Consider the following 25781-nt stretch of genomic DNA (forward strand, 5'->3'; position numbering starts at 1 on the left):
GCACGCCGTCGCGGTGGCGGACGTCCAGCCGGTTCATGGCGTGTCCGGTGACATCGTCCAGATACGCCGTTCCGCGCTCAGTGGGTCGTCGAGGGCCTGCGGGTCGGTGTCCCAAGTCATCGTCGTGCGGCGCTTGTTGGTGTAGCGGGGCCAGTGCGGGCCCGGGTCGAGGTCGCGGATGAAGGCGACCCAGGCGCCGTGCATCGCGTCGGCGAGGGACTGGGGTGGGTTCGGGCCCGTCGCGGCGGTGACGCGTTCGGCGTTCAGGAGGTCGAAGGCGAAGGGGATCTCCACGCAGTGGGCGGCGCTGCCCCAGGTGAAGTGGTAGAGCCAGGTGGGGAGTTCGTGGTGGGCGTGAGACTCGGCGAGGGCGAGGGACGGGCCGCGGAAGATGGCGTCGGTGAGGGCTTGGCCCATGCGGAGTGACGGGTCCGCCCTGTCCTGGAGGGCCGTGTAGACGGTGACGGCGTCGGGGCCGAGGCCGTGACCGGTCAGCATGGCGTCAACGGCCTCGGTGGGTAGGGGTGTTGGGGTGGTTCCGGGCGGGGGGTAGAACTCGCGCTGGGTGAAGCCGAGCAGGAGCGGGACAGGGGCGGCGCTGCCGTTCGCGAAGGCGTCGGACACCGGGACCGGGATCAACTCCCCGTCCGCGAAGGGCGCCAGCGTCAGGCCTGCCTCGGGCGTGGCCAAGGCGTCCTGGAGGGCGAGCAGTTCGTCGCCGGTGAGGTCGCGGAGGGCGGATGCGAGGGCGGGGACGCCGGTGCGTTCGGTCAGGCGGGCCGAGTCGGCGAGGGCGTCGCGGCGGTGCTGTGGGGACTTGATGGCGCCGGACTGGGAGATCACGGCGCGGAAGAGCCCGTGCGCGGAGGGGGTCGCCATCAGGGTCTGCGCGGCACCGCCACCCGCCGACTGGCCGGCGATGGTGACCTTTCCGGGGTCGCCGCCGAACGCGTCGATGTTGTCGCGTACCCAGGTCAGCGCGGCGATCCAGTCGAGCACGGCGCGGTTGTCGGGGGCGTCGTCGAGGTGGAGGAAGCCCTCGATGCCGAGCCGGTAGCCGATGGACACGAGGACGATGCCGTCGCGGGCGAAGGCGGAGCCGTCGTACCAGGGGCTGGCGGCGGATCCGGCGACGTAGCCGCCGCCGTGGATCCAGACGAGGACCGGCAGGTCGGCGCCGGGGTTGGGGTCGGGGGTGAAGACGTTGAGGTTGAGTACCCCGTCGCCCGGTATCGACGGCTCGGGGATGGTGGTGGGGCCGTCGAGGACGAAGGGGCGGCGTTGCGCGGTGGGCCCGTACCGGGTGGCGTCGAGGGGTTCGGTCCACGGCTTGGTCGGGACGGGGGCGGCGAAGCGGAGGTCTCCGACGGGGGCCTCGGCGTAGGGGATGCCGAGGAAGCGGGCGGTGGTGTGCTGCCACGTCCCGAGGACGGGGCCCAGGGACGTGGCAGCGAGTACGGACTGGGGCACGGAGCAACTTCCTTGTGAAGGTGGGGGCGGAGTGTGGGTGTCGATACTCGGTCCGCTATTTGACGCCCTTGATCGGCCGGATGGCCAGCGCGCTGATCAGTACCACGGCCATGGCGAAGGCGAACAGCACCCGGTAGCCCGGGAGTTTGTCGGAGCCCGCGGCGAACGAGGTGATGAGCACGGAGGCGATGATCGGTCCCAGCGCCTGCGGGATGTTGGTGGCGATGTTGAGGATGCCCAGGTCCTTGCCGGCCGCCGCGCCCTTGGGCAGGACCTCGGTCATCAGGGCCATGTCCAGCGACATGTACGTACCGAAGCCCATGCCGCTGACCAGCGCGTACGCGTACATCGCGGGCAGGGTGGGGCTGACCAGCGGGATGGCCATGGACAGGGCGAGCAGGACGGACGCGCCGATGACGAAGATCTTGCGGCGGCCGGTGCGGTCGGAGATCTTCGCCGCCGGGATGGCGGCGGCGAGGGTGCCGACGAGGGCGAGCACGGACATCAGCTGCTGGGCGCTGTCCACCGCGCCGCCGTCCAGGCCGACGTAGTCCTGGAGGGCGTAGCGCTGGTAGGTGGCGACTCCCCAGTAGCCGAGGATGAAGGTCATGCGGGCCACGAACGCCCAGGCGAAGTCGGGGTGTTGGCGCGGTGAGACCCAGAAGCCGGTGAGGAACTCCCGCCAGGAGAAGGGCTCCGGGGGCTCGGGGCGGGTCCGGTCGCGGTTGAGGAGGACGAAGGCGAGCACCGTCACCAGGACGACGGCCGCGATGACGCCGTAGCCGAGGCCGAGGCGTCCGGCGTAGCGGGCGGCGAGGATCACGCCGAGTGTGACGCCGAGGTTGGAGCCGAGGCCGACGAAGGCGGAGACGATGCCGAGCCGGCGGGGAGCCACACGGTCGGCCATGACGGCGGTGAGCGGAGCCTGGACCACGTTGAGCAGTACCTGGACGGCGACCCACATCAGGGTGAGCCAGAGCAGGGTGGTGGCGTGCGAGATGGCCAGCAGGGAGAGGGTCGCGCCGACGGCGCCGAACAGCATCCAGGGGGTACGGCGGCCCAGGCGCCCGCGGGTGCGGTCGGAGATGGCGCCGATGATCGGCTGGGCGAAGAGCGTGACGATCGACGAGGTCATCGTCACCAGCGCGAGGTTCGATTCCTTCGCGGCGGCGTCGAGGTTCTGGATCTGAGCGGGAAGCAGAACCACGACGAGACCGGCGTAGGCGGTGTAGAGAGCGGCGAATCCCGCACCCATCGACCACATCAGGACGTTCACCGGGGAGCTGCCCGGGGTGTCGTCCGTTCGGGGAGTGGCGGGGGCGGAAGAGGTCGAAGCGGACAAGGACGCCTCCACGGGGACGGACCGGCACCGTTGCCGGTGCCGGGAGTATGGCCACGCCGATTTATTTATTTCAAGAGTCGAAAAAAAATGTCTTCGCCACCATGTCCGGATCCCGTCGGGCGGGGGCACAATCGTTGACGTGAACGCCCCCGCCGACTCCGCCGACGTTCGACGCCGCAATCTGGCCCTCGTGCTGCGGTACCTCGACGCCCACGGCCCGTGTGCCCGTACGGAGGTCGCGGCCGGCACCGGACTGGTGCACGCCACGGTCACCGCGCTGGTGGCGGAGCTCATCGACCGCGGCCTGGTCGCCGAGGCGGGTTCCGTACCGGCCGCCGGGCGGGGCCGCCCCCGGCGTCTGCTGCGGCTGGTCCCCGAACGCGTGGTCGTGCTCGCCGCCCAGGTGAGCCTGGAGTCCGTGCACGTGATGGCGGCGGACTTCCGGGGCCGCGTCCTGCACCGCGAGTCGGCTCCCCACCACGCGCCGTACGGCGATCCGCGCGCGCTGGCCGCGGTCATCGGCCGCGTGGTGCGGTCGGCCGAGGCGGCGGTACGGGAGGCTTCGCCGTACGTCCATCTCGCTCAACTCGCCGTCGCCATGGCCGGTCCGGTCGTCGGGCACTCCCAACTGGTGGCCGCCGCGATCGACTTCGGCTGGCGCACCACCGACCTCCGCGCCCTCGTCGTGGCCGAACTCCCCTTGCTGGCCTGCCCTGTTGACGTGGTGAACGACGCGAACATGGCCGCGCTGGCCGAGTACCACGCCCTCGCGGCCGAGGGCCTGGAGCATCCCGACACGGTCGCCTACATCAAGGCCGACACAGGCGTGGGCGGCGGGCTGCTCGTCAACGGCCGTGTGCACAGCGGGAGTCACGGCATGGCGGGTGAGATCGGGCATCTGCCGATCGCCCTCGACGGCCCCGACTGCCGTTGTGGGACCCGGGGCTGCCTGGCGACGTACATCGGACCCGAACCCCTCATCCACGCGGCCGGGTTGGACCGCGTCGCCGAGGCGGAGGGGGGCGAAGCGGCGCTGGCCGAGCTGGACCGCCGGCTGCACGCGGGCGATCCGGACGCGGTCGCCGCGCTCGACGCGGCCGGGCACGCGCTGGGCGCCGCCGTCCTCGGCGTGTCCGGTGTCACCGACGCCGGCGAGATCATCCTCGGCGGATACCTCGCCACCTGGGCCCCCTGGCTCCTGCCCGGCCTGGACGAACGCCTCGCCGGACGCCGTGCCCTGGCACCCGACATGCAGCCGTCCATCACCTTCGGCGTCCTCGGCGGCGAGGCGACGCTGCGCGGTGCGTTCCAGACCTGTCGCGACGCCCTGCTCGACGATCCGACCAGTGTTCCGGCGCTCCCCCGGACCCCGGTGACCGTGCCGTCCCAGTAGGCCGGCACCCTCGCTGTCGCCGTCCCGGCTTCCGGCCGTGGCTTCGTACGGCCGCCCTCGTACATGCATACTCGGGCTCTGCGCGCGCACCTGCGTTCGCGAGAAGCGGGAGGTGGGCGATGGTGGTGCCGTCGGCAACGGGGACGGAACCCCGGAAGATCACGATCAATGACGTCGCCAAGTCCGCCGGGGTGTCCCGGCAGACGGTGTCACGGGCGCTGAACGACAAGGACGAGATCGACAGCGTCACCAAACAGCGGGTGCTCGACGCCGCTCGCGCGCTCGGCTACCGCCCGAGCCGGTTCGCCCGGGGTCTGGTCCGCCAGGACACGATGACCATCGGGCTGGTGATCCCCGATCTGCTCAACCCGTTCTTCACCGAGGTCGCCGCCGCCGCGCTGGAGGCGGCCAGGACCCGGGGCTGGCAGGTCGTCGTGTACGACACCGGGGACCGGGCGGAGGTGGAACGCGGCACACTCCAGGTGATCAGTTCCCAAGTGGACGCGGTCATCGGCTACTTCAGCTGCCCCGAGAGCGAACTGGAGAAGTCCACGCGCGGCATGCCGGTGGTGCTCATCGGCCGGGAACAGCGCACGCGGTTCAGCGCGATCCAGATCGACGGCGCGGCCGGCGTCCACGCCGCGGTCGCCCACCTGGTCGCGCGGGGGCACACCCGGATCGGCATGCTCGACCACCACACGCGTGCCGAGCCGAGCATCCGGTACGAGTGGTTCACCACGGCCGCGACGGCCCACGGGATCGAGGCCGGCCTGATGGTCCCCGCGGACCAGACGGCCGACGGCGGCGGATCGGCGCTCAGGGAACTGCTCGCCGAGCACCCCGACGTCACCGCCGTCTTCACGTTCAACGACATCATCGCGATCGGCGCCCTGCGCGAGGCCCGCCGGCTCGGCCGGAGCATCCCGCAGGAGCTGGCTGTCATCGGCTTCGACGGTCTGCAGCTCGGGGCACTCGTCGAGCCCCCGCTCACCAGCGTCGCCCTCGACACCCGCCGGCTCGGCGCCCTCGCCATCGAGCAGGTCGCGCGGCTGCTCTCGGGAGGGGAAGCGCTTACCGCCGACGACCTGGTCGTACGCGGCGAACTGCGGCTGAGCGGCTCCGCCTGACCGCCACTCGTGCGCATCCGGTCCGAATGTCTTGACACTCGCCCGGGCCGAAGCGCAGACTTCCGAACATTCCAAAACGCATGTCGAGGTCTATCTGCAAGCAGTCCCGTGAGCGCTCACGGGAGCGCTCACGGGAGCGCTCACGGGACGCTCTTAGACCCCTGGGAAATGGTGTGCCCACGTCCCTTCCACCCAGAAGGCATTCCGCCCTCGGGATCAGCATCGAGCCGCCTAGCACCGCCGCTAGTCGTTGTCTGGAACGGAAACCATGAGCAGCACAATCACGCGCATCCGCCTCGGCGCCGTCGCCGTGGCCGCCAGTGTCGCCGTACTCGCCGGATGCTCGTCGTCCTCGCCGTCGACGAAGACATCCGCAGCCTCCTGCGCACCGGCGAAGGGCAAGGTCACCCTCCAGTACTGGAACACCGTTCCGGGCATGGACAAGGTCGTCGCCCTGTGGAACAAGAAGAACCCGAACATCCAGGTCGAGACGAAGAACATCTCCAACGACCAGTACGGCACCCTCAGCAACGCCCTCAAGGCCGGGAAGGCCCCCGACCTCTCCCAGGTCGGCTACGACGAGTTGCCCAACCTGCGCACCCAGAGCGCGTTCGTGGACGCCTCGGCCTGTTCGGCGGCCACCGCGGCCAAGTCGAAGTTCGTGCCGTGGACCTGGTCGCAGACCAGCTTCGGCGGCACCGGCGTCTTCGCCCTGCCGCAGGACACCGGCCCGATGGCCCTCTACGTACGCAGTGACATCTTCAAGAAGTACGACATCGCGATCCCGAAGACGTGGGACGAGTACGCGGCCGCCGCGGCCAAGCTGCACAAGGCGGACTCCAAGCTCGACATCACGTTCTTCGACCCGAACAACGCCGAGTGGTTCAACGGGCTGCTCTGGCAGAACGACTCGCAGATGTACAGCTACTCCGGCGACAAGTGGCAGGTCACCGTCGCCTCGGACCAGAGCAAGCAGGTCGCCGACTACTGGCAGAAGCTGATCGCCGGCAAGCTGGTGCGCACCGACCTCGCCAACGGTTCGACGCAGATGTACGCCGCGTACCAGAAGGACCAGATCGCCAGCTACGTCGGCGCCGCCTGGGGCTACAGCATGTTCCGCGACAACCTCCCCAAGCAGGCCGGGAAGTGGACGATCGTCCCGATGCCGACGTGGGGCTCGAACGGCGCCTCCGGTGACTGGGGCGGCTCGACCGTCGCGTTCATGAAGGGCAGCAAGCACCTCTACGAGTCGGTCAAGTTCAACACCTGGCTCAACACCGACCCGGAGGCCCTCGCGCTGGAGAACCAGCTGGGCGGCCTCTACCCGGCGGCCAACGCGGGGCTCCAACTGCCCGCGCTGTCCAAGGGAGTTCCGTACTACAACAACGAGAAGATCTTCGACGTCTTCGCCGACTCGTCCAGGAAGATCAACACCAGCTTCGCCTGGGGTCCCACGCAGAAGACGGTGAACCTCGCGCTGCAGGACGCGATGGCCAAGGCAGCGGCCGGGAACGGCACGCTCAGCGACGCGCTGGCGGCGGCTCAGGCGGCCGCGCTGAAGTCCATGAAGGACCAGGCGATCCCGGCCGCGGCGGGCAAGTGACCGCGCAATGACCGACATCGCAACTCGCGCGGCGCGCGTGGTGCAGTCACCCGGGGGCCGTCGCCGACTCAACGGCGGCGGCCCCCGGGCGGGCACCATCTTCGCGTTCGTGATCCCGTTCTTCCTCCCGTTCGTGCTCTTCTACCTGGTGCCGGTCGGCTACGCGCTGTGGCAGAGCGTCCGCGTCGTGCGCCGCACCGGCGGGCAGTACGGCACCTCGTACACGACCTTCGGCGGCTTCGACCAGTACGAGAAGGTCTTCCAGAACAGCGAGTTCTGGTCCAGCGTCGGGCGCATCGGCCTGTTCGGCATCGTGCAGGTGCCGGTCATGCTGTTCGTCGCCCTGGTCATCGCGCTGCTCCTCGACACTCCCCTGCTGCGGCTCAAGTCGGTCTTCCGCATCACGGCGTTCATGCCGTACGCCGTACCCGGCGTGATCGCCGCGATCATGTGGTCGTACCTCTACTCGCCCCAACTCAGCCCCGTCGTGGACCTGTTGAACGGCATCGGGCTCCACCCCGACTTCCTCGGGCCGGGTGCCGTGCTGTGGTCGGCGGCGAACATCTCCACCTGGTTGTGGACCGGCTACAACATGCTGATCATGTTCTCGGCACTTCAGTCGATCCCGCAGGAGCTGTACGAGGCCGCCAAGCTCGACGGCGCGAGCAACTGGGCCATCGCGTGGCGGATCAAGGTCCCGATCATCGCCCCGTCGATCGTCCTCACCACGGTGTTCTCGATCATCGGCACCCTCCAGCTCTACGCCGAGCCGGCCGTGCTGCGGCAGATCTCCTCGAACATCTCCAGCACGTTCACGCCGAACATGCTCGCCTACGCGGTGGCCTCCGGGAACAACTACCAGCAGGCCGCGGCGATCTCCGTGGTCATCGCCGTCATCACCTTCGTCCTGAGCTTCGGGTTCATGCGACTGACGTCGAAGAGGGCCGGCCTGTGAACAACCCATCCATGAGCGGCCGATCCATGAACAAGCCATCCGTGAACCGCGAGAGCCAGGTCAGCCGTACGGCCGCGATGGCCCTGATGCTTCTCCTGGCGATCTACTTCCTGCTGCCGATCTACTTCCTGATCGTCGCCGCCACCAAGCCGCAGGGGGACCTCGCCGCCACCAACGGCCTGACGTTCTCGCACTTCAACCTGTTCGAGAACCTGCGCGTCCTGTTCACCCGCAGCGACGGCATCTTCGGGCGGTGGGCCCTCAACACCGTGATCTACGCGGTGCTGGGCGCGGCCGTGGGAACGCTGATCTCGGCGCTGTGCGGCTACGCGCTCGCCAAGTTCCGTTTCCGGGGGCGGGAGTTCCTGTTCTCCGTCATCCTCGGCGGTGTCCTCGTCCCGACCACCGCGCTGGCGCTCCCGCTGTTCCTGCTGTTCTCGGCGACGGGGATCGTCAACACGTACTTCGCGGTGTTCCTGCCCAGCATCGTCAGCCCGTTCGGCGTCTATCTCGCGCGGATCTTCGCCAACGCGGCCGTCCCGCAAGAGCTGTTGGAGTCGGCGCGCCTCGACGGTGCCGGTGAGTTCCGCACGTTCTTCTCGGTGGCGTTCAAGCTGATGACGCCGTCGCTGGTGACGATCTTCCTGTTCCAGTTCGTCGCGATCTGGAACAACTTCTTCCTGCCGATGGTGATGCTGCAGAAGGAGTCCCTCTTCCCGATCACGCTCGGCCTGTACGAGTGGAACGGCCAGACGGCCCGCGCCCCGCTCCTCCAGGAGTCGGTGATCACCGGCTCGTTGGTGTCGATCGTGCCCGTGATCATCCTGTTCGTCCTGCTCCAGCGGTTCTGGCGCACCGGACTCGCCGCCGGTTCCCTCAAGTGACCGTCCCCGCACAGAAGGTGCCTCTCGCGATGCCCAACCCCGCTGTGTTCGTGCCCCATTTCCACTGGGACCGGGAGTGGTACGAGCCCTTCCAGGTGTTCCGGCACCGGCTTGTCGCCGCTCTCGACACCGTGCTGGAGACGGCGGAGTCGGACCCGGACTTCCGGTTCACCGTCGACGGTCAAATGGCCGCGATCGAGGACTACTTGGAGATGCGGCCGGAGAACCGCGAGCGTGTGGCGGCCCTGGTCGGCGAGGGCCGGCTCGCGGTGGGGCCGTGGCTGATCCTGCTCGACGAGTTCCTCTGCTCCGGCGAGACCATCGTCCGTAATCTGCGGATGGGCTGGGCCGCCGCGGCCGAGCTGGGCGGGGCGATGCCGATCGGCTATCTGCCGGACATGTTCGGGCACGTCGCGCAGATGCCGCAGATCCTGGCGCGCGCCGGCATCGAACACGCGGCGCTGTGGCGCGGGGTGCCCGGCTCCGTCGAGGGCCACGCCTTCGAGTGGCGGGCGCCGGACGGCTCCCAGGTCCGCACCGAGTTCCTCTTCGACGGCTACGACAACGGCCTCGACGTCCTGCTGGTACCCGACCGGATCGGCCGCGCGCTCGGTGACTACGCCGAGATGACGGCCGAACGCTGGGGCGGCGACCCGGTGTTGGCGATGGCCGGCACCGACCACAACGCGCCCGATCCCCAACTCGCCTCCTGGCTACGGCAGGCCGCCGCCGAGGGCCGCGCCATCACCATCGCCACCCTCGACGAGTACCTCCGCAAGCACGTCCGTGACGAGGTGTCCGCCGTCGTCACCGGTGAGCTGCGCAGCCATGTGCGCGGCAACATCCTGCCGGGCGTGCTCTCGGTGCGGCTCGGGCTCAAGCAGCGGATGGCCGGCGCGGAGCGCACGATCGACCACGCCGAGCGCATGAACGCCCTGTGGTCGCGGCGCGACGACTCGCCGTTCATCGACCTCGCCTGGCACAAGATCATCGAGTCGACCGCGCACGACTCGGTCGTCGGCTCCGGCACCGACGAGACCTGCGACCAGGTCGCCGCACGCCTCGCCGAAGCCGCACAGACAGCCCGGGCCGTACGGGACGCGGCGCTCACCGAGCCCGCCGAACTGGTCCCGAGCGACGGCCACTTGGTCGCCAACCCGCTGCCGTTCGACCGCTCCGTGCTGGTCGAGGTGGACGTCGTGGCCCCGCCCGGGGGAACAGCGCTGATCGCGACCACGGCCGACGGCTCGACAGCCCCCGTACAACTGATCTCCGAGGCCCCGACCGTCCTCAGCGACGAGCGCATGGACGCCTCGCGGCTCGAACGCGTCCTGCGCCGCATCCACCGCCGCGAACTCTTCGGCCGCCAGATCGACCACTACGAACTCACCCCCGGCGCCCTCGTCTTCCACCTCGCCGAGGTGCCGGCCAGCGGGCCCTTCGACCTGCTGATCCTGCGCCGCGAGGTCGCCGCGGCGGCGGCCGAACACCCGGGTGAGTGGCGGGTGTTGACGCTGGAGGAGGCCCGGGCCACCGCGCTCGTGCCCGTCGACGTGCCCGCCTCCGGGCTGGTGTCCTTCCGGGTCGAGCCGAGCGACCGCGCCTCCGTCGCCGTACCGTCGCATGCGCCCGCCACGGCGACGGACCGCACCCTCTCCAACGGTCTGGTCGAGGTCACGGTCGCCGCCGACGGCACCCTGGATCTGACCGGGCCGGACGGCACCGTGCTGTACGGCGTCGGCCGCCTCGTCGACGGCGGTGACCGGGGCGACAGTTACAACTACGCTCCCCCGGCGCACGACGTCCTGGTGTCGGAGCCGACGGAGATCGCCGTCGAGCTTGTCGAGAGCGGCCCGTTGCGCGCACGGATGCGGGTCACCCGGGTCTACGCGTGGCCGGCCGCGCTCTCCGGCGACCGTGATGTGCGCGGTGAACAGACCGTGCCGACGCCGGTGGAGACGCTCGTGGAGGTGCGCGCGGGCGAGCCCTTCATGCGGGTGTCCGTCTCCTTCCTCAACCAGTCCGCCGACCACCGGCTGCGCTTCCACGTACCGCTGCCCGAACCGGTGGCGGCGTCCGCGGCCGCCGGTCAATTCGCCGTCACGGAGCGGGGGTTGACCGCCGAGGGTGGCTGGGGCGAGTTTCCGCTCCCGACCTTCCCGGCCGGTTCGTTCGTGTCGGCCGGTGCCGCCACCGTCCTGCTCGACCACTCCAGTGAGTACGAACTCGTCGGCGACGGCTCCGAACTCGCGATCACGCTGCTGCGCGCGATCGGCTCCATCAGCGTCAACATCCACCCCCTGCGCGACGAACCGGCGGCGAGCGAGATCCCCGTACCCGGTGCGCAGGACCTCGGGATGCGGATCGAGAACCGGTTCGCCGTCGTCCCCTCGGCGACGGGCTGGCGCGGTGCGAACGCGGTCGCTCTCGCCGAGGAGTTCCGAAACGACGTACTGGTCACGCGCGGAACCGCGCCCGCAGGCGGTCAACTGCCGCCCGACACAGCCGGGTTGCGCGTCGACGGGAAGGACGTACTCGTCTCGGCCGTCCGCCGTGTCACCGACGACGAGCACGGCCCCGGCATCGAGGTCCGCCTGACCGCGATGAGCGACCGAGCGGCGACGACGGTCCGGGTGACGGGGTCGTTCAGCGAGGCCGCCACGGTCGATCTGCTGGGCCGGACGATCTCCCGCACCCAGGTCCGGGACGCGCTCGACCTCGCCCTCGGTCCATGGGAGATCCACAGCGTCGTGCTCCGGTAGGCCGCCATGATCGAATGCCATACGCCCGTTCTGCTCTCACGAAAGCGTTGTGACCTCGTGCTTCCCGAGTTCTCCCCTCATGTTTCCGACCTCGCACCCGGGCGTGGTGCCCTGCGCCCGGCGCGCTCGTGGCTGCACTCCGACGCGAAGTCCCTTTCCCTGAACGGGTCCTGGCGTTTCCGCCTGTCCCCCACTGCGTCGGCGGCGGAAGACTTCGCGGCCGACGGCTTCGACGACCAGGCCTGGGACAGCATCCCCGTGCCCGCCCACTGGGTACTCGAGGGCGACGGTGCGTACGGCCGCCCCATCTACACGAACATCCAGTTCCCGTTCCCGATCGACCCGCCGTACGTCCCGGACGAGAACCCCACCGGCGACTACCGCCGCACCTTCGACGTCCCCGCCGACTGGTCGGACGCCGAGCGTGTCGTCCTGCGCTTCGACGGTGTCGAGTCGCTCTTCCGCGTGTGGGTCAACGGCACCGGGATCGGGAGCGCCGGCGGTAGCCGCCTCGCCCACGAATTCGATGTGACGTCCGCCGTACGCCCTGGTGAGAACGTCGTCGCCGTGCGGGTGCACCAGTGGTCGGCGGCCAGTTACGTCGAGGACCAGGACCAGTGGTGGCTGCCGGGCATCTTCCGCGACGTGACCCTGACCGCCCGGCCGGCCGGCGGCATCGAGGACGTCTGGCTGCGGACCGGCTTCGACGACGGGCACGGGCGGGTCGAGGCCGAGGTCGTCGCCGACGCCACGGCGTTCCCGGTCACCCTGCGCATTCCCGGACTCGGTGTCGAGCAGGTCTGGGCGACGCCGGACGACGTGGCACCCGTAGACATCGCCGAAGTGGAGCCCTGGTCGGCCGAGTTGCCGCGCCTGTACGACGCCACGGTGTCGACGGCCGCGGAGACCGTCTCCCTGCGGGTGGGTTTCCGTACGGTCGAGATCCGCGGGGACCAGTTCCTGGTGAACGGGCGCCGGGTCGTGTTCCACGGAGTGAACCGGCACGAGACCCACCCCGAGCGCGGCCGGGTCTTCGACGAGGAGCACGCGCGCGAGGACCTGGCGCTGATGAAGCGGTTCAACGTGAACGCGATCCGCACCAGCCACTACCCGCCGCATCCCCGGCTGCTCGACCTCGCCGACGAGCTCGGGTTCTGGGTGATCCTGGAGTGCGATCTGGAGACGCACGGCTTCGACAAGGTCGGCTGGGTCGGCAACCCCAGTGACGACCCGGCCTGGCGCGAGGCGTACCTCGACCGGATCGAGCGCACGGTGGAGCGGGACAAGAACCACCCCAGCATCGTGATCTGGTCGCTCGGCAACGAGGCGGGCACCGGCAGCAACCTCGCCGCCATGTCGGCCTGGGTCCACGCCCGCGACGCCGAACGCCCCGTCCACTACGAGGGCGACCACACCGGCGAGTACACCGACGTCTACTCGCGCATGTACGCGTCCGTGCTGGAGACCGAGCAGATCGGCACCGACGGCTCCCGCGCCCCGCTGCTCAACTGCACGCCCGCGCAGGGCGCCCGGCAGCGGACCAAGCCGTTCCTGCTGTGCGAGTACGCGCACGCGATGGGCAACGGGCCGGGCGCGTTCGACCAGTACGAGGCGCTGGTGCACCAACACCCGCGCCTGCACGGCGGGTTCGTCTGGGAGTGGCGCGACCACGGCATCCTGTCGAGGACCCCGGACGGGACGCCGTACTACGCGTACGGCGGCGACTTCGGAGAGGTGATCCACGACGGCAACTTCGTGATGGACGGCATGGTGTTGAGCGACGACGTGCCGACTCCGAGCCTCCACGAGTTCAAGGCCGTCGTGGCGCCGGTGCGGTTCGCCTTCGACGGCGACAAGGTCGCGATCACCAATCTCCGGCATACGGCCGACACGTCCGACCTGCGCTTCCGCTGGCGGGTCGAGCACGACGGACTGGCTGTGGAATCAGGCGAGTTGGAGGTCCCGTCCGTCGCGGCGGGCGACTCGGGCCGGGTGTCGCTGCCGGCGGTCCCGGTGTCGCCGGACGCCGAGACCTGGCTGACGGTCGACGCGGTGCTGGCGACCGGAACCGTGTGGGCGCCCGAGGGTCATGTCGTCGCAACCGCCCAGCTGGACCGGTCGGTTCGCCGTCCCGTTCCCGCCGGCCGTGGCCGCTTCGACTGGCAGTCCGGCGACGGGACCCTCACGCTCGGCGTCGCCGAGTTCGTCGGCGGGTCTCTCGTCAGGCTGGGCGAACGCGCCGTAGCCGGGCCGCGGTTGGAGCTGTTCCGGGCGCCGACCGACAACGACAAGGGCGCGTGGGGCGAGGTCGACGAGAGTGACGCGAGCGTCTCCGGGGTGTCCAACGCCGAGCTGTGGCTGCGCGACGGGCTCGACCGGCTGACCTCGCGCAGGGTGTCCGTGGAGCAGACCGCGGACGCGCTGCGGACGGTCGACAAGGTGTCGGCCGCCGACTCGGCCCTGTCGGTCCTGGTGGAGTCCGTCTGGTCGCGGGAGGGCGACGGCGAGGTGGAGCTGCGGGTGGAGATCCAGCCCTCGCGCGGCTGGCAGACGGTGTGGCCGCGGATCGGGGTGCGTTTCGACCTGCCCGACGGCACGGCTCCCGTCGACGGCGCGGAGTGGTTCGGCCTCGGCCCGCTGGAGTCCTACCCCGACAGTGTGCGTGCGGCCCGTACCGGTCGTTTCTCCGCCACCGTCCGTGACCTCTCCGTCGACTACGCGCGACCCCAGGAGACCGGACACCGCTCGGAACTCCGCCGACTGGCCCTGACCAGCGGCGACACCGAAGTGCTGCGCGTCGAGGCGCTCCCGGACACCCACGGTCGCCGCCCCGGCTTCACTCTCAGCCGCCACACCCCGCAGGAGATCGCCAAGGCCGGACACCCGTACGAGCTGCCGGAATCGACGACGAGCCGACTGTTCGTCGACGCGGCCCAGCACGGGCTCGGCTCCCGGGCCTGCGGTCCGGACGTGTGGCCCGAGTTCGCGCTGCGCCCCGAAGCCCGGACGATCAGGCTCCGGATCATCGCACCGAACTAGTTCGGTCCATACCGGGTGCGGTCTCGCACGGCGGAGGCCGCACCCTCAGTATGGGAGGAGACGACTGCCGTCTCGGGGCCCTGGCCGGCGCGATCGAACCCGGTCGTCCCCGTGGGAAGGAGCGCTCCGATGCCCACCCTGCTGTCGGTGAATGTCGGGATGCCGAAGGACGTTCCCTGGCAGGGCAGGAACGTCTACACGGGGGTGTGGAAGTACCCGGTGGTCGGTCCGGCGATGGTCCGCCGGCTCAACATCGACGGCGACGGCCAGGGCGACACCGCGGGCCACGGCGGCGAGCAGCGGGCCGTGCTCGTCTACCAGATCCAGTCGTACCGGCACTGGCAGCGGCACTTCGGCCGCGACGACCTCGGCTACGGCCAGTTCGGCGAGAACCTCACCGTGGACGGCCTGCTGGACGACGAGGTGTGCATCGGCGACCGGTACCGCATCGGCGAGGCCGAGTTCGAGGTCACCCAGCCGCGCGTCACCTGCTACCGCGTCGGCATGCGCTTCGGCGCACCCGAGCTGGCCGCGCTACTGGTGAGCCATCACCGGCCCGGGTTCTACATGCGGGTCGTGCGGGAGGGGCAGGTGCAGGCCGGCGACCGGATCGTACGGACCAGGACCGGTCCGGGCGCGCTGAGCGTGGCCGACACCGACGCGCTGCTCTATCTCCCCGGCCGCGACCCGGCCAAGCTGCGCCTCGCCCTGGACGTGCCCGCGCTGAGCCCCGGCTGGCAGGGGTCGTTCCGTGAACTGCTCGCCGCCGCCGACGGTCCGGCGACCGCCGCCCGCCCGGCCTGGGACGGTTTCCGCGCGCTGCGGGTGACGGACGTGGTCCCCGAGAGCACGACGGTCACCTCGATCCGGCTGACCACCCCGGACGACGCCCCACTCCCGGCCGCCCGCGCGGGCCAGTACCTGACCCTGCGCATCCCCGCCACGACCGGCCCCGCCCCGGTGCGCAGCTACTCGCTGTCCGCCGCACCCGACGCCGGCAGCTACCGGATCAGCGTCAAACACGAGCCCCACGGCACCGCGAGCGGCTACCTGACGACACGACTACGACCGGGCGCGGTCCTCGAAGTCGCCGCGCCCCGTGGGGAGTTCGTTTACGACGAGGGCAGCGGACCGGTGCTCCTCGTCTCCGCCGGTATCGGTCTCACGCCGGTGCTGTCCATGCTGCACGAGCTCGCCGAACAGGGCAGCAAGCGCGAGGTCTGGTGGATCCACGGTGCCCGCGGCCCCCGGGAACACCCCCTCGCCGCCGAGGCCCACGACCTGCTCGCCTCGCTGCCGGACGCGCACGAGCACGTGTTCTACAGCGCGGCCACACCCGAGGAACGGCAGCGCGCCCACGCCGCCCCGGGACGCCTCACGAAGGACAGGCTGATCGCGCTCTCGGTCCCGGCCGACGCGACCGCCTACATCTGCGGCCCCGCCCCGTTCATGACCGACATGCGGCAGGCCCTCACCGAGGCGGGCATCGACCCCGCGCGAATCCACACCGAGTTGTTCGGAACCCTGGGCGCCATCAACCCCGGCCTCACCGACCATCCCGCCCGCGCACCCCACCAGCCTCCGGGCCCGCCCGGAACCGGCCCGCTGGTGACGTTCGCCCGCAGCGGCATCGCCGTCCCGTTCGACGACGAGAACAACCGCAGTGTGCTCGAACTCGCCGACGCCTGCGACGTACCCACCCGCTGGAGCTGCCGCACCGGCGTCTGCCACACCTGCGTCACGCCCCTGCTGTCCGGCACGATCACCTACTCCCCCGACCCGCTGGAGCCACCGGCCGACGGCGAGATCCTGATCTGCTGCGCCCGGCCCGGCGAGGACATCGTCCTGGACATGTGAGGGCCGTCGCGCACTCGCCGTAGAAAAGCCGACTCGGTGGACCTGCTCGCGCTGCGTCCCGCCGCCGCGGTGATCGGTGTCGTGTTCGCAGCGACGCATCAGTGGCGGGAGGCCCCGGTCAGGCCCGCGAACGTCCCGTCGGTGTCACCTTCACCCGACGTCACCACCGCCGTACCCGAGGGGCCGGGAGCGGTCGACGCGGTGCCGTCCCCCTGAGCTAGGAGGCCGACTGCCCTGCCCCTGCCGCCCATTCGTGGGTCGGGAGGTCAAGGAGCCGTTCGATCCGGGCGCTGTCGGGCAGGGGACCGTGATCGGCGGTCACCTTGAGGGCCGATGCGGCCGTGATGTGCCCCAGCCGCAGCGCACGCTCCAGGCCCTCGCCGCGCAGCAGCCCGGTCAGGACCCCGGCGGCGAACGCGTCGCCCGCGCCCACGGGCTCCACCACATCCGTGCCCAGCGCGGGCACGGAGCACATGCCCTCGTCGCTGAAGGCGATGGCGGAATGGCCGCCGTCCTTCACGACGATAAGGCGCGGGTGCGGCAACAGCGCCCGTACGTCGGCCGGTTGGAGGTCCGCGTCCCACAACTCCCGCGCCTCGTCGAGGCCGACGAAGGTGATGTCGGCCAGGTCGGCCAGGTCGCGCAGCACGGTGGCGGCCGTACCGGGCGGCCACAGCGCGGGACGGTGGTTGACGTCGAAGCTGATGGCATACGGCCGTTCAGCGGCCGGGACGGTGAGCGCGGTGGCCACCAGGCTCCGGCAGGACGGGGACAACGCCGGTGTGACACCCGTGAGATGGAGGACGGAGGCCGATCTCAGTCTGTCGTCGTCGAGTACGTCGGGACCCATCGCCGAGGCCGCCGAGTTGCCGCGGTAGTAGTGGACCCGGGTCCGCGAACCGGTCGGCTCCTTCACGAGCAGCCCCGTCGGCCGCTCCGGATCGCACCGCACACCACTGACATCGACACCCGCCGCGCCGACCTCGGCGAGCACCCGCCGTCCCAACGGGTCGTCGCCCACGGCCGAGAGCCAGGAGACGGGAATCCCCAAGTCGGCCAGATACATGGCCACGTTGGACTCCGCCCCGGCCACCGACACCCGCAGATCGTCGGCGCACTCGAGCGACGAGGACGGCGCGGGGGCGAGGGCCGCCATGGTCTCCCCGATACAGACGACCGCGCCTTCGGTCGGCTGCCATCCGCTGTTCATGACGCCTCCCGCGCGAACGAGGCTTCCGCAACGACGGTGAGAAAGGCGCGAGTTCGGGCGCGCAGATCCGTCAGGCTGCCGCCGTCGGCCGCGTCGCCGACCAGGGGCGAACCGACGCCGACGGCGGTCGCTCCGGCGTTCAGGTACTCCCGGGCAGCCACCTCGTCGACGCCGCCCACCGGTACGAACACCTCGTGCGGGAACGGGCCCCGCAATGCCTTCAGATAGGCGGGACCGCCGGCCTCCGCGGCCGGGAAGATCTTCAACGCGGCGACACCGAGGGGACGTGCGGCGAGTATCTCGGTAGGCGTCAACACTCCTGCTATCACCGGTAGTTCCAGCCGATGTGCCTCGCGGATACCGTCCACCAGTGCCGGGGTGACGGCGAAGTTCGCGCCGGCCCGATGGGCGGCGCGGGCGTCGTCGGCGGTCAGGACGGTACCGGCGCCGAGCGGCCGGTCGGGGCCGAGTTCCTCGCGGGCCCGCTCGATGACGGACAGGGCGTCCGTACCGGTCAGGGACACCTCGATCAGTTTCACGCCTTCCTCGGCGAGGGTCAGTACGGTGCGTACGGCGGCTTCGGGGTCGGTGCCGCGGACGATCGCGACCAGGCGGTGGGCGACCAGGGCCGCCCGGAGATCCATGCTTCGAAGATCCATGTGACGAATTCCCTTCCTGTACAAGGCGGTTCAGGCGCAGCGGCAGTTCGTGGACAGCGTCAGCCGCCACCGCACTTCCCCCGAGGCGGGTACCCGGGCGGCGTCACCGGGGCCCGCCTCGGCGAGGTCGAAGACGCGGCCGAGCATCGGTTCGACGCCGGTGCTGCGGTAGGGGTGCCGGGCGGGAAAGCCGCCCAGGTTGCGCCACAGGGCGATGGACAAGGGCTGTCCGTCGGCTTCGAGACCGAGCGACAGACGGTCGGCCCGGTCGTGGACGCAGCAGTCGGAAGCGTCCACGACAGCCCCTACGGCGGTGCCGTCATCCGGCCCGAACCGGTCCAGGCGCAGCCCGCACGGTGCGGGCCAGTCACCCTCCACCCATGGGGCACCGTCCGGCCACTCCCGGTCCAACAGGCGCGCGGCTTCGGGAAAGAGCCGGGTCCGCGCCCCCTCGCGGAGGTGCGCACGCGCACGGTCGGAGAGGTCGAGCAGGGCATGGGCGGCCCACACGAAGCGGAAGCCCGCGTCGGCCGTCAGAACGTAGTCGGCCACAGCCCCGTCGCCAGTGGCACGCACCGTGCGTGCCAAGGTGAAGCGCTCGCAGCGAACGACATCCGCTTCGCCCTCCCGCGTCCAGGGCCGTGACCAGGCGTCCCCATGGTCGGGAGCGCCCCTGACCGTCGGTATGCACTCCTCCAGTCCGCCCGCGTCCACGAAGGCGTCACCCGGCGAGACCTTCTCCCGCTCCGAAGCCTCACGCCGCCACAACCACTCGCGCCCCGCCGTTGTACGCAGTGAGGTCCAACGCCCGCCCTGGGCACGGTCGATGACGATGTCGAGCGACACGGTCACCACTCCGCGAAGGAGCCGTCGGGGTGCCGCCACACGGGGTTGCGCCAGGCGTGACCCGTGCGGTCGGCGGCGCGTACGGCGGCCTCGTCGATCGTGATGCCGAGGCCGGGGGCGTCGCCGCGCAGCGCGTGGCCGTCGACGAACCGGAACGGCGCGGGGTCGACGAGGTAGGAGAGCAGGTCGGCGTCCTTGTTGTAGTGGATGCCCCGACTCTGCTCCTGGATGAGGAAGTTGGGCGTGGCGAACGCGACCTGCAGACTGGCCGCCAGCGCGATCGGGCCGAGCGGGCAGTGCGGGGCGAGCTGGGCGCCGTAGGCCTCCGCGAGGGAGGCGATGCGGTGGACCTCCGAGATGCCGCCGGCGTGGGACAGGTCGGGCTGGGCGACGGCGATGCCCGCGGCGAGCACGGGCAGGAACTCGGCGCGTCCGTAGAGGCGTTCACCGGTCGCGAGCGGTACCGGGCTCGACGCGACCAGGCCGGCGAGCTGATGACCGTGTTCGGGCAGGACGGGTTCCTCGACGAACAGCGGGTGCAGCGGGGCGAGTTCGGCGAGGACGCGGCGGGCGCCGGCGGCGGTGAAGCGGCCGTGGAAGTCGACGGCGACGTCACGGTCGGGGCCGAGTGCCTCACGGGCGGCGGCCACGCGGGCGACGATCGCGCGGGTCTCGGCGGGGGTGGGGATCGGTGAGGTGGCTCCGGCGGCGTTCATCTTCACGGCGGTGAAACCGGCCTCGACCTGGGCGGTGATCTGCTCGCTCAGCTGGGCGGGTTCGTCGCCGCCGACCCAGGCGTAGACCCGGACGCGGTCGCGCACCGGGCCGCCGAGCAGGGCGTGGACGGGAGCGCCGTACGTCTTCCCGGCGATGTCCCACAGGGCCTGGTCGAGGCCGGCGACGGCGCTGGAGAGGACCGGGCCGCCCCGGTAGAAGCCGCCCTTGGTCAGCACCTGCCAGTGGTCCTCGATGCGCAACGGGTCCTGGCCGACGAGGTGTTCGGCCAGGACGTCGACGGCGGCGCGCACGACCTCGGCGCGCCCTTCGACGACCGGTTCGCCCCAGCCGACCACGCCCTCGTCGGTCTCGACGCGGCAGAACAGCCAGCGGGGCGGGACCAGGAAGGTCTCGACACGGGTGATCTTCACTGAGACCGGGAGCCTTCCGTTTCCTCGGAGTCCTGAACGGAGTCCGCTGGGGAGCCCTCGTCGTCTTCGGAGTCGCCGAGGCGGTCCAGGTCGCGGCCGGCCTGGTCGAGCAGGGCGCGCATCGCGGCCTCGGCGGCCCGCGGGTCCTGGTCGCGTACGGCGTCCAGGACGGCGCGGTGGGCCGGGACGGGGTCCTCGCTGTGCGGGGCGCTGTGCACGATGCGGTCGCGGTGTGCCAGGCCGGACTCGATCACCATCTCCATGCGTTCGAGGAGTTCGTTGTGGGTGGCGGCCAGCAGGGCGCGGTGGAAGGCGAGGTCGGCCTCCACGGCGTGGGAGGCGTCGGAGCCCTGCTCCCCCATCGCGTCGAGGGCGCCGTCCAGGGCGGCCAGGTCCGCGTCGGTGCGGCGCTGGGCGGCCAGGCGTACGGCGGCGGGTTCGATGATGGCGCGCACCTCGGCGAGGTTGTGCAGCAGCGCCCGGTCGGACTCGGTGGTGGAGGCGCCCTCGAACTGCCAGCGCAGCACGTCGGCGTCGAGCAGGTTCCACTCGGCGCGGGGGCGTACGAAGGTGCCGCGCCGCTGCCGGGCGTCGACCATCCCCTTGGCGGCGAGCACCTTCAGCGACTCGCGCAGCGCGGTCAGACTCACGTCCAACTCGCTTTGCAGCGCCACGAGATCCAGCGTGGCGCCCTCGGGGATCTCACCGCCCAGGATGCGGCGGGCGAGGAGTTCCACGGTCTGGCCGTGCACGCCTCGACGGGCATAGGGCGTCATGTCGTACAGCCTTTCTGCTGGTTGGGGAGCGTGGTCATGCGGAGGCCTTGACGACGCTCCAGCCGCCGTCCACCACGAGACTCGTCCCGGTGATGAAGGAGGCTTCGTCGGCGCTGAGGAACGCGATGGCCGCGGCCACTTCCTCGGGCGTGCCGAAGCGGCGTACGGCCGTCTCGGCGATGCTGCTTTCCCGTTCCTCGGGCGGCACTCTGTCCCAGGCAGCGGTCAGTATCGGTCCCGGCAGAACGGCGTTGACGCGCACAACAGGCCCGTATTCGACGGCGAGTTGGCTGCACAGGGAGAGCAGCGCGCCCTTGGCGGCGGCGTAGGCGGGATGCCCGGGGATGCCCTTGTGCGCGTGCACGGACGAGGTCAGCACCACCGCGCCCCGCCGCTCCTCCAGATCGGGCAGCACCGCCCGGAAGCCGAGGAAGCTGCCGGTCAGATTGACGTCGAGCTGCCGTTGCCAGGACACCAGGGTCATATCGTGGGCGGGCGTGACGTCGACGGTGAAGGCGTTGCTGACGAGGACGTCGACGGACCCGAAGGTGTGCGCGGCGTCGACGATCCGCGCCCAGTCGTCCTCGACCGCGACATCGGCGGCCACGAACCGGGCCCGCCCGCCGTCCTTGCCGATCCGCTCCGCCACCGCCTCGCCCCGCTCCTCGGCGATGTCGGCGAGGACGACGGCGGCTCCCTCCTCGGCGAGGCGTACGGCCGTGGCGGCTCCGATGCCGGAGGCCGCTCCGGTGACCACGGCCGTGCGTCCGGTGAACCGGGCGCCGTGCCGTCGTACGGACTGGTCCATCGAGGTTCGACTCCTTCGCGTTTCTCCCGAGAAAGGGCTTGCCGGAAACATACGGGGCTCACTCACGCAGCAGCACGATCAGGTCGGCATCATGATCGCCACTCCACGCGAACGGCAGCCCGTAGTGCAGCAGATGCGCTCCGCTGTACGTCGTCCCCGTCGCCGTGTCCCGGTAGCCCGCCGCGGGTTCGAGTCCCCGCAGCCTGAGCCGGTCCTTCCGCCCCGGCACGAGCGGCGCCCCGTCGAGACGCCCGGTGCTCAGCGCGGCGACGACGGTCCGGTCCCCTGCGTCGTACTGCACCCCGCAGCTCGGCTCGTCCGGCGTGCCGAGGAGCCGTGCCTCACCCTGGTGGATCACGTCCCGTACCTCCTTGTACCGGCCGATCCACCAGGCCGCCTCGGCCCGCTGTTCCGGCGTCCAGGTGCGCAGGTCGGCGCCGATGCCGAGCACCCCGCACATGGCGTTGACGAAGCGGAAGGCGAGGCTGCGCGGACGCGGATCGAAGACGCCGGGCGCGTCGGTGACCCAGGAACTCATGATGTGCGGGGCGTGCGCGTGCAGGAAGCCGTACTGGACCGAAAGCCGGTCCAGTGGTGCGGTGTTGTCGCTGGGCCAGACGACGTCGGTGCGCGCGACGGTCGCGTGCTCGATCCGTCCGCCGCCGCCCGCGCAGCCCTCCACGGTGACGTCGGGGTGGGTGGAGCGGAGGTGGTCGAGGACGCGCAGATATCCGGCGACATGCTCGGCGTCCAGGTCCGCGCGGCCGGCACCGGGACGGCCTCGCTCGGTGGGCGGGCGGTTCATGTCCCACTTGAGGTAGCTGATGTCGTAGGTGCCGAGCAGCCGGTCGAGCGTCCCGATCACGAAGTCCTGGACGTCGGTCCGGCCGAGGTCGAGGAGGAGCTGGTTGCGGACGAGCCGGCCGGGGCGGCCCTCGATCCGGTAGACCCACTCGGGGTGTTCGGCGTACAGACGGCTCCCCGGACTGACGGCCTCGGGTTCTATCCACAGGCCGAAGTCCAGGCCCAACGCCCTTACGTCCGCCACGAATTGATCGAAGCCCTGCGGGAAGGCCGCCGGGTCGGGCCACCAGTCGCCCAGCCCCCCGGTGTCGTCGCCGCGCCCGGTGAACCAGCCGTCGTCCACGACGAACAGTTCGGCCCCGATGTCGGCGGCCGTCTTCGCCAACTCCAGTTGGCCGGCAGCGTCGACGTCGAAGCCGGTGGCTTCCCAGGAGTTGTAGAGGACTTTGCGGGGGCGGTGCAGTCGCTCGCCGGAGAGGTGCCGTTCGTAGCGGTGCCAGACGCGGGAGAGCCCGTCGAGGCCCTCCGAGCTGAAGGCGCAGGCGAGTTGGGGCGTCGCGAGGGTCTCTCCGGGTGCGAGCAGCACCGCTCCCTCGTACGGGACCCGGCCCGCCCGCACCCGCAGGGCACCGCCGGGTTCGGCCTCGGCGGTGATGTGCCAGTTGCCGGGCCAGGCGAGGGTGATGCCGTAGGCGGCCGGCGACACCCCGTCCTGCACCGCGAGCCAGGGCGCGTACGCGTGTCCCGGTACTCCTTGCAGGCTGCCGATGGTGAACGTACCTCTGGGCAGGTCGAGTTGGGTGCGCTGGAACTCCTGCGACCACTGGCCCGTGAGGTACGTCAGCCGGGCGACGCCGCAGATGGGGATGTTCACCGCGGCCGAGTCGAGTCGCTCCAGGCGCAGTTCGTGCGTGGCGGTGAACTCTGCCCAACGGAGGATCACGTCCGTGCCCGGGACGGTCTCGTAGTGGAGGACGGTCCGCAGGCCCGACTGCTCGTCGTGGAACGCGAGTCGTAGCGCGCCCTCGTCCGCTTCCGCGCCTGCGAACTCCCACCACACGCCCCGGTCTTCGCCGTCCGGGCGCGACGCGACCAGCTCGGACCCGGTGAACGGCCGTAGCCCGTACGGCAGATACTCGGCCGGTGCCGCGTCGGCGGGCGTGATGAAGTGCGTGCGCCTCGACCAGTCCAGGGCGCACGGACCGTCCTCGACGCCGAGCGGTCCCCAAGCGTCGAGTTCGGCCCACGGGCCGTCCGGGGACAGGCGCACGGTGTAGCTGGTCTTCTCCGTGCGCAAGGTCCAGCGCTGGTACGTCACTTGACCGCCCCGAGGTTGAGCCCGGCCACGAAGTGCCGCTGGAAGCGCAGGAACACGGCGACCGTGGGCGCGGCGGCGATGACGGAACCGGCCGCGATGACGTTCCACATCGACACGTACTGTCCCTGAAGTCCGATGAGCGCGGCGGTGATCGGCATCTTGGTGTCGCTGCGCAGCACGGTGATCGCCCAGAGCAGGTCGTTGAAGATCCAGGTGAAGGACAGGGCGCTGAGCGCGGCCAGGGCGGGGCGGGTCAACGGGAGGATGATCCGCCAGAAGATCTGCCAGGGGCCAGCGCCGTCGACGACCGCCGCCTGCTGGATCTCCACCGGGATCGAGCGCATGAACCCGTGCAGGACGAAGACGTAGAAGCCGACGCCGAAGCCGATCTGTACGCCGATGAGTGCGGGCAGGGTGTCGAAGATGCCCATCACTTCGCTGAGCTTGGAGACGGGTATGAGGAGGACCTGCGGCGGGAGGAGGTTGCCGCCGAGCATGAGGAGCAACAGAGAGCGGCGGAAGGGGAGTTCGTAGCGGCTGAGGGCGAACGCGGCCATCGCGGCGAGGGCCAGCGTGATCAGGACGCAGGGGATCGTGACGATCAGGCTGTTGATGAGGGCGCGCTGCTGGCCGCCGTCGACCCAGGCCTGGTGGAAGTTGCCGAGGGTGAAGGAGTGCGGCCAACTGCCCAGGCCGTTGGCGGCGATGTCGTCGAAGGAGCGGAGGCTGGTCACCAGGACCAGGGCGATGGGCAGCAGCCACAGGATGGCCAACGCGCCCGCGCCCAGGTGGAATCCGGCGGTCGCGGCACGCTTCCGGCGCAGGGCCGTGGAGTTGGCGGACATCAGTCGGCCTCCCGGAACGCGCGGACGAGGTAGGAGCAGATGACGCCGAAGGCCAGCGCGAAGATGACGACGGCGAGTGCGGAGCCGTAGCCCAGGCGCAGGGACTGGAAGGCGGTCGAGTACATGTAGGTGCTCAGCAGCTCTGACGAGTGGTAGGGGCCGCCGCGGGTCAGGGACCACACGACGTCGAAGGAGCGCAGCGAGTCGATGACGATGACGGACAGAACCACCGCGTTGACACTGCGCAGTTGGGGCAGGGTGACGTGCCTCAGGCGCTGCCAGGCGCCGGCGCCGTCGACCTTGGCGGCCTCGTACAGGGCCGGGTCGATGCCCTTGAGGCCGGCCAGGTAGAGGACCATGACGTAGCCGATCTGGCGCCAGAGCGCGGGCACGATCACGGCGTAGAGGGCGGTGTCCTGGTCGGCGAGCCAGGCGTGGCGCAGGCTGCCGAGGCCTACGGATTGCAGGAGTTGGTTGAGGACGCCGTCGGGCTGGTAGATCGCCTGCCAGACCAGGGCGGTGGCGACGAGGGAGAAGACGACGGGCAGGAACAGGGCCGCGCGGTAGAAACCGACGCCTCGCCGTTCCTGTTGGAGCAGGAGTGCGGCGGCGAGGCCGAGCAGGGCGGACAGGCCGCCGAAGACGACGAGCCAGAGGACGGTGTGGCCGGCCGCGCTGCGGAAGACGTCGTCGTGGGCCATCTCCCGGAAGTTGTCCAGGCCGACGAACTGCGGTGGGGAGACGCCGTCCCATTTCGTCAGGGCGAGGTAGAAGCCCTGGGCGGCGGGCCAGAACACCCACACGGCCTCGACGAGGAGTGGGACGAGGACGAAGGCGAGCACCAGCGGGGAGGTGCGCCGGGGGCCCCGGACCCGCTTGCCCGTGGCGGGCGTGCGGGCCGGGGACTTCCGGTCGGGCGCGGTCAGGACGGCCAT

At 70.8% G+C, this 25781-nt stretch carries 20 protein-coding genes; 9 read left to right on the forward strand and 11 right to left on the reverse strand.

What is annotated here, in order from left to right:
* Positions 1 to 33: 33 nt before the first annotated feature.
* A complete protein-coding gene (locus OG714_RS03900) occupies positions 34 to 1470 on the reverse strand; it encodes a carboxylesterase/lipase family protein (RefSeq protein WP_406118523.1) in 1437 nt (478 codons plus the stop codon).
* A gap of 55 nt (positions 1471 to 1525) precedes the next feature.
* Complete coding sequence (locus tag OG714_RS03905) at positions 1526 to 2812, reverse strand: MFS transporter (protein WP_406118525.1); 1287 nt, start codon at positions 2810 to 2812, stop codon at positions 1526 to 1528.
* A 139-nt stretch (positions 2813 to 2951) separates the two neighbouring features.
* On the opposite strand from OG714_RS03905, the gene OG714_RS03910 reads away from it, so the two are divergent.
* The 9 genes from OG714_RS03910 (at position 2952) to OG714_RS03950 (ending at position 16648) form a co-directional block, all read left to right on the forward strand.
* Entirely contained in the window at positions 2952 to 4205 is a 1254-nt protein-coding gene (locus OG714_RS03910) for an ROK family protein (protein WP_406118526.1), read from the forward strand.
* Between the two features lie 119 nt (positions 4206 to 4324).
* Positions 4325 to 5332 carry a LacI family DNA-binding transcriptional regulator gene (locus tag OG714_RS03915; protein ID WP_406118528.1) on the forward strand — a complete coding sequence of 336 codons (1008 nt, stop codon included), beginning with the start codon at positions 4325 to 4327 and terminating at the stop codon, positions 5330 to 5332.
* A gap of 268 nt (positions 5333 to 5600) precedes the next feature.
* The gene (locus OG714_RS03920; protein WP_406118529.1) at positions 5601 to 6935 is read left to right on the forward strand and encodes an ABC transporter substrate-binding protein; all 1335 of its coding nucleotides are present in this window, start codon (positions 5601 to 5603) and stop codon (positions 6933 to 6935) included.
* Positions 6936 to 6942: 7 nt separating this feature from the next.
* Positions 6943 to 7890 (forward strand): carbohydrate ABC transporter permease, encoded by a 948-nt coding sequence (locus tag OG714_RS03925; RefSeq protein ID WP_406118531.1) that lies wholly within the window; start codon positions 6943 to 6945, stop codon positions 7888 to 7890.
* A 26-nt stretch (positions 7891 to 7916) separates the two neighbouring features.
* The gene (locus tag OG714_RS03930; protein ID WP_406118532.1) at positions 7917 to 8774 is read left to right on the forward strand and encodes a carbohydrate ABC transporter permease; all 858 of its coding nucleotides are present in this window, start codon (positions 7917 to 7919) and stop codon (positions 8772 to 8774) included.
* A 29-nt stretch (positions 8775 to 8803) separates the two neighbouring features.
* A complete protein-coding gene (locus tag OG714_RS03935) occupies positions 8804 to 11536 on the forward strand; it encodes an alpha-mannosidase (RefSeq protein ID WP_406118533.1) in 2733 nt (910 codons plus the stop codon).
* A gap of 57 nt (positions 11537 to 11593) precedes the next feature.
* The gene (locus OG714_RS03940; RefSeq protein ID WP_406118534.1) at positions 11594 to 14575 is read left to right on the forward strand and encodes a glycoside hydrolase family 2 TIM barrel-domain containing protein; all 2982 of its coding nucleotides are present in this window, start codon (positions 11594 to 11596) and stop codon (positions 14573 to 14575) included.
* A 129-nt stretch (positions 14576 to 14704) separates the two neighbouring features.
* Entirely contained in the window at positions 14705 to 16432 is a 1728-nt protein-coding gene (locus tag OG714_RS03945) for an MOSC domain-containing protein (protein WP_406118535.1), read from the forward strand.
* Positions 16433 to 16468: 36 nt separating this feature from the next.
* Positions 16469 to 16648, forward strand: coding sequence for a hypothetical protein (locus tag OG714_RS03950; RefSeq protein ID WP_406118536.1), 180 nt, complete (start codon positions 16469 to 16471; stop codon positions 16646 to 16648).
* 1 nt (position 16649) lies between these two features.
* On the opposite strand, the gene OG714_RS03955 is transcribed toward OG714_RS03950, so the two are convergent.
* Genes OG714_RS03955 through OG714_RS03995 form a run of 9 tightly spaced genes read right to left on the reverse strand, consistent with a single transcriptional unit; the run spans position 16650 to position 25781 of the window.
* Positions 16650 to 17642, reverse strand: a complete 993-nt coding sequence (locus OG714_RS03955) for a sugar kinase (protein ID WP_406118537.1) — start codon at positions 17640 to 17642, stop codon at positions 16650 to 16652.
* Entirely contained in the window at positions 17639 to 18286 is a 648-nt protein-coding gene (locus OG714_RS03960; RefSeq protein WP_406131711.1) for a bifunctional 4-hydroxy-2-oxoglutarate aldolase/2-dehydro-3-deoxy-phosphogluconate aldolase, read from the reverse strand. The genes OG714_RS03955 and OG714_RS03960 overlap by 4 nt, the downstream gene beginning before the upstream one ends.
* Before the next feature lie 45 nt (positions 18287 to 18331).
* Positions 18332 to 19153 (reverse strand): hypothetical protein, encoded by an 822-nt coding sequence (locus tag OG714_RS03965; protein WP_406118538.1) that lies wholly within the window; start codon positions 19151 to 19153, stop codon positions 18332 to 18334.
* Complete coding sequence (gene dgoD, locus OG714_RS03970) at positions 19150 to 20295, reverse strand: galactonate dehydratase (RefSeq protein ID WP_406118539.1); 1146 nt, start codon at positions 20293 to 20295, stop codon at positions 19150 to 19152. The genes OG714_RS03965 and dgoD overlap by 4 nt, the downstream gene beginning before the upstream one ends.
* Entirely contained in the window at positions 20292 to 21071 is a 780-nt protein-coding gene (locus OG714_RS03975) for a FadR/GntR family transcriptional regulator (RefSeq protein WP_406118541.1), read from the reverse strand. Before OG714_RS03975 ends, dgoD begins: the two co-directional genes overlap by 4 nt.
* 34 nt (positions 21072 to 21105) lie before the next feature.
* Positions 21106 to 21879 carry an SDR family NAD(P)-dependent oxidoreductase gene (locus tag OG714_RS03980; protein WP_406118543.1) on the reverse strand — a complete coding sequence of 258 codons (774 nt, stop codon included), beginning with the start codon at positions 21877 to 21879 and terminating at the stop codon, positions 21106 to 21108.
* Positions 21880 to 21937: 58 nt separating this feature from the next.
* Positions 21938 to 24001 (reverse strand): alpha-galactosidase, encoded by a 2064-nt coding sequence (locus tag OG714_RS03985; RefSeq protein ID WP_406118545.1) that lies wholly within the window; start codon positions 23999 to 24001, stop codon positions 21938 to 21940.
* A complete protein-coding gene (locus tag OG714_RS03990) occupies positions 23998 to 24846 on the reverse strand; it encodes a carbohydrate ABC transporter permease (protein ID WP_406118546.1) in 849 nt (282 codons plus the stop codon). The genes OG714_RS03985 and OG714_RS03990 overlap by 4 nt, the downstream gene beginning before the upstream one ends.
* Entirely contained in the window at positions 24846 to 25781 is a 936-nt protein-coding gene (locus tag OG714_RS03995) for a carbohydrate ABC transporter permease (protein WP_406118547.1), read from the reverse strand. Before OG714_RS03995 ends, OG714_RS03990 begins: the two co-directional genes overlap by 1 nt.

The organism is Streptomyces sp. NBC_00989 (assembly GCF_045162655.1).
Taxonomy (GTDB): domain Bacteria; phylum Actinomycetota; class Actinomycetes; order Streptomycetales; family Streptomycetaceae; genus Streptomyces.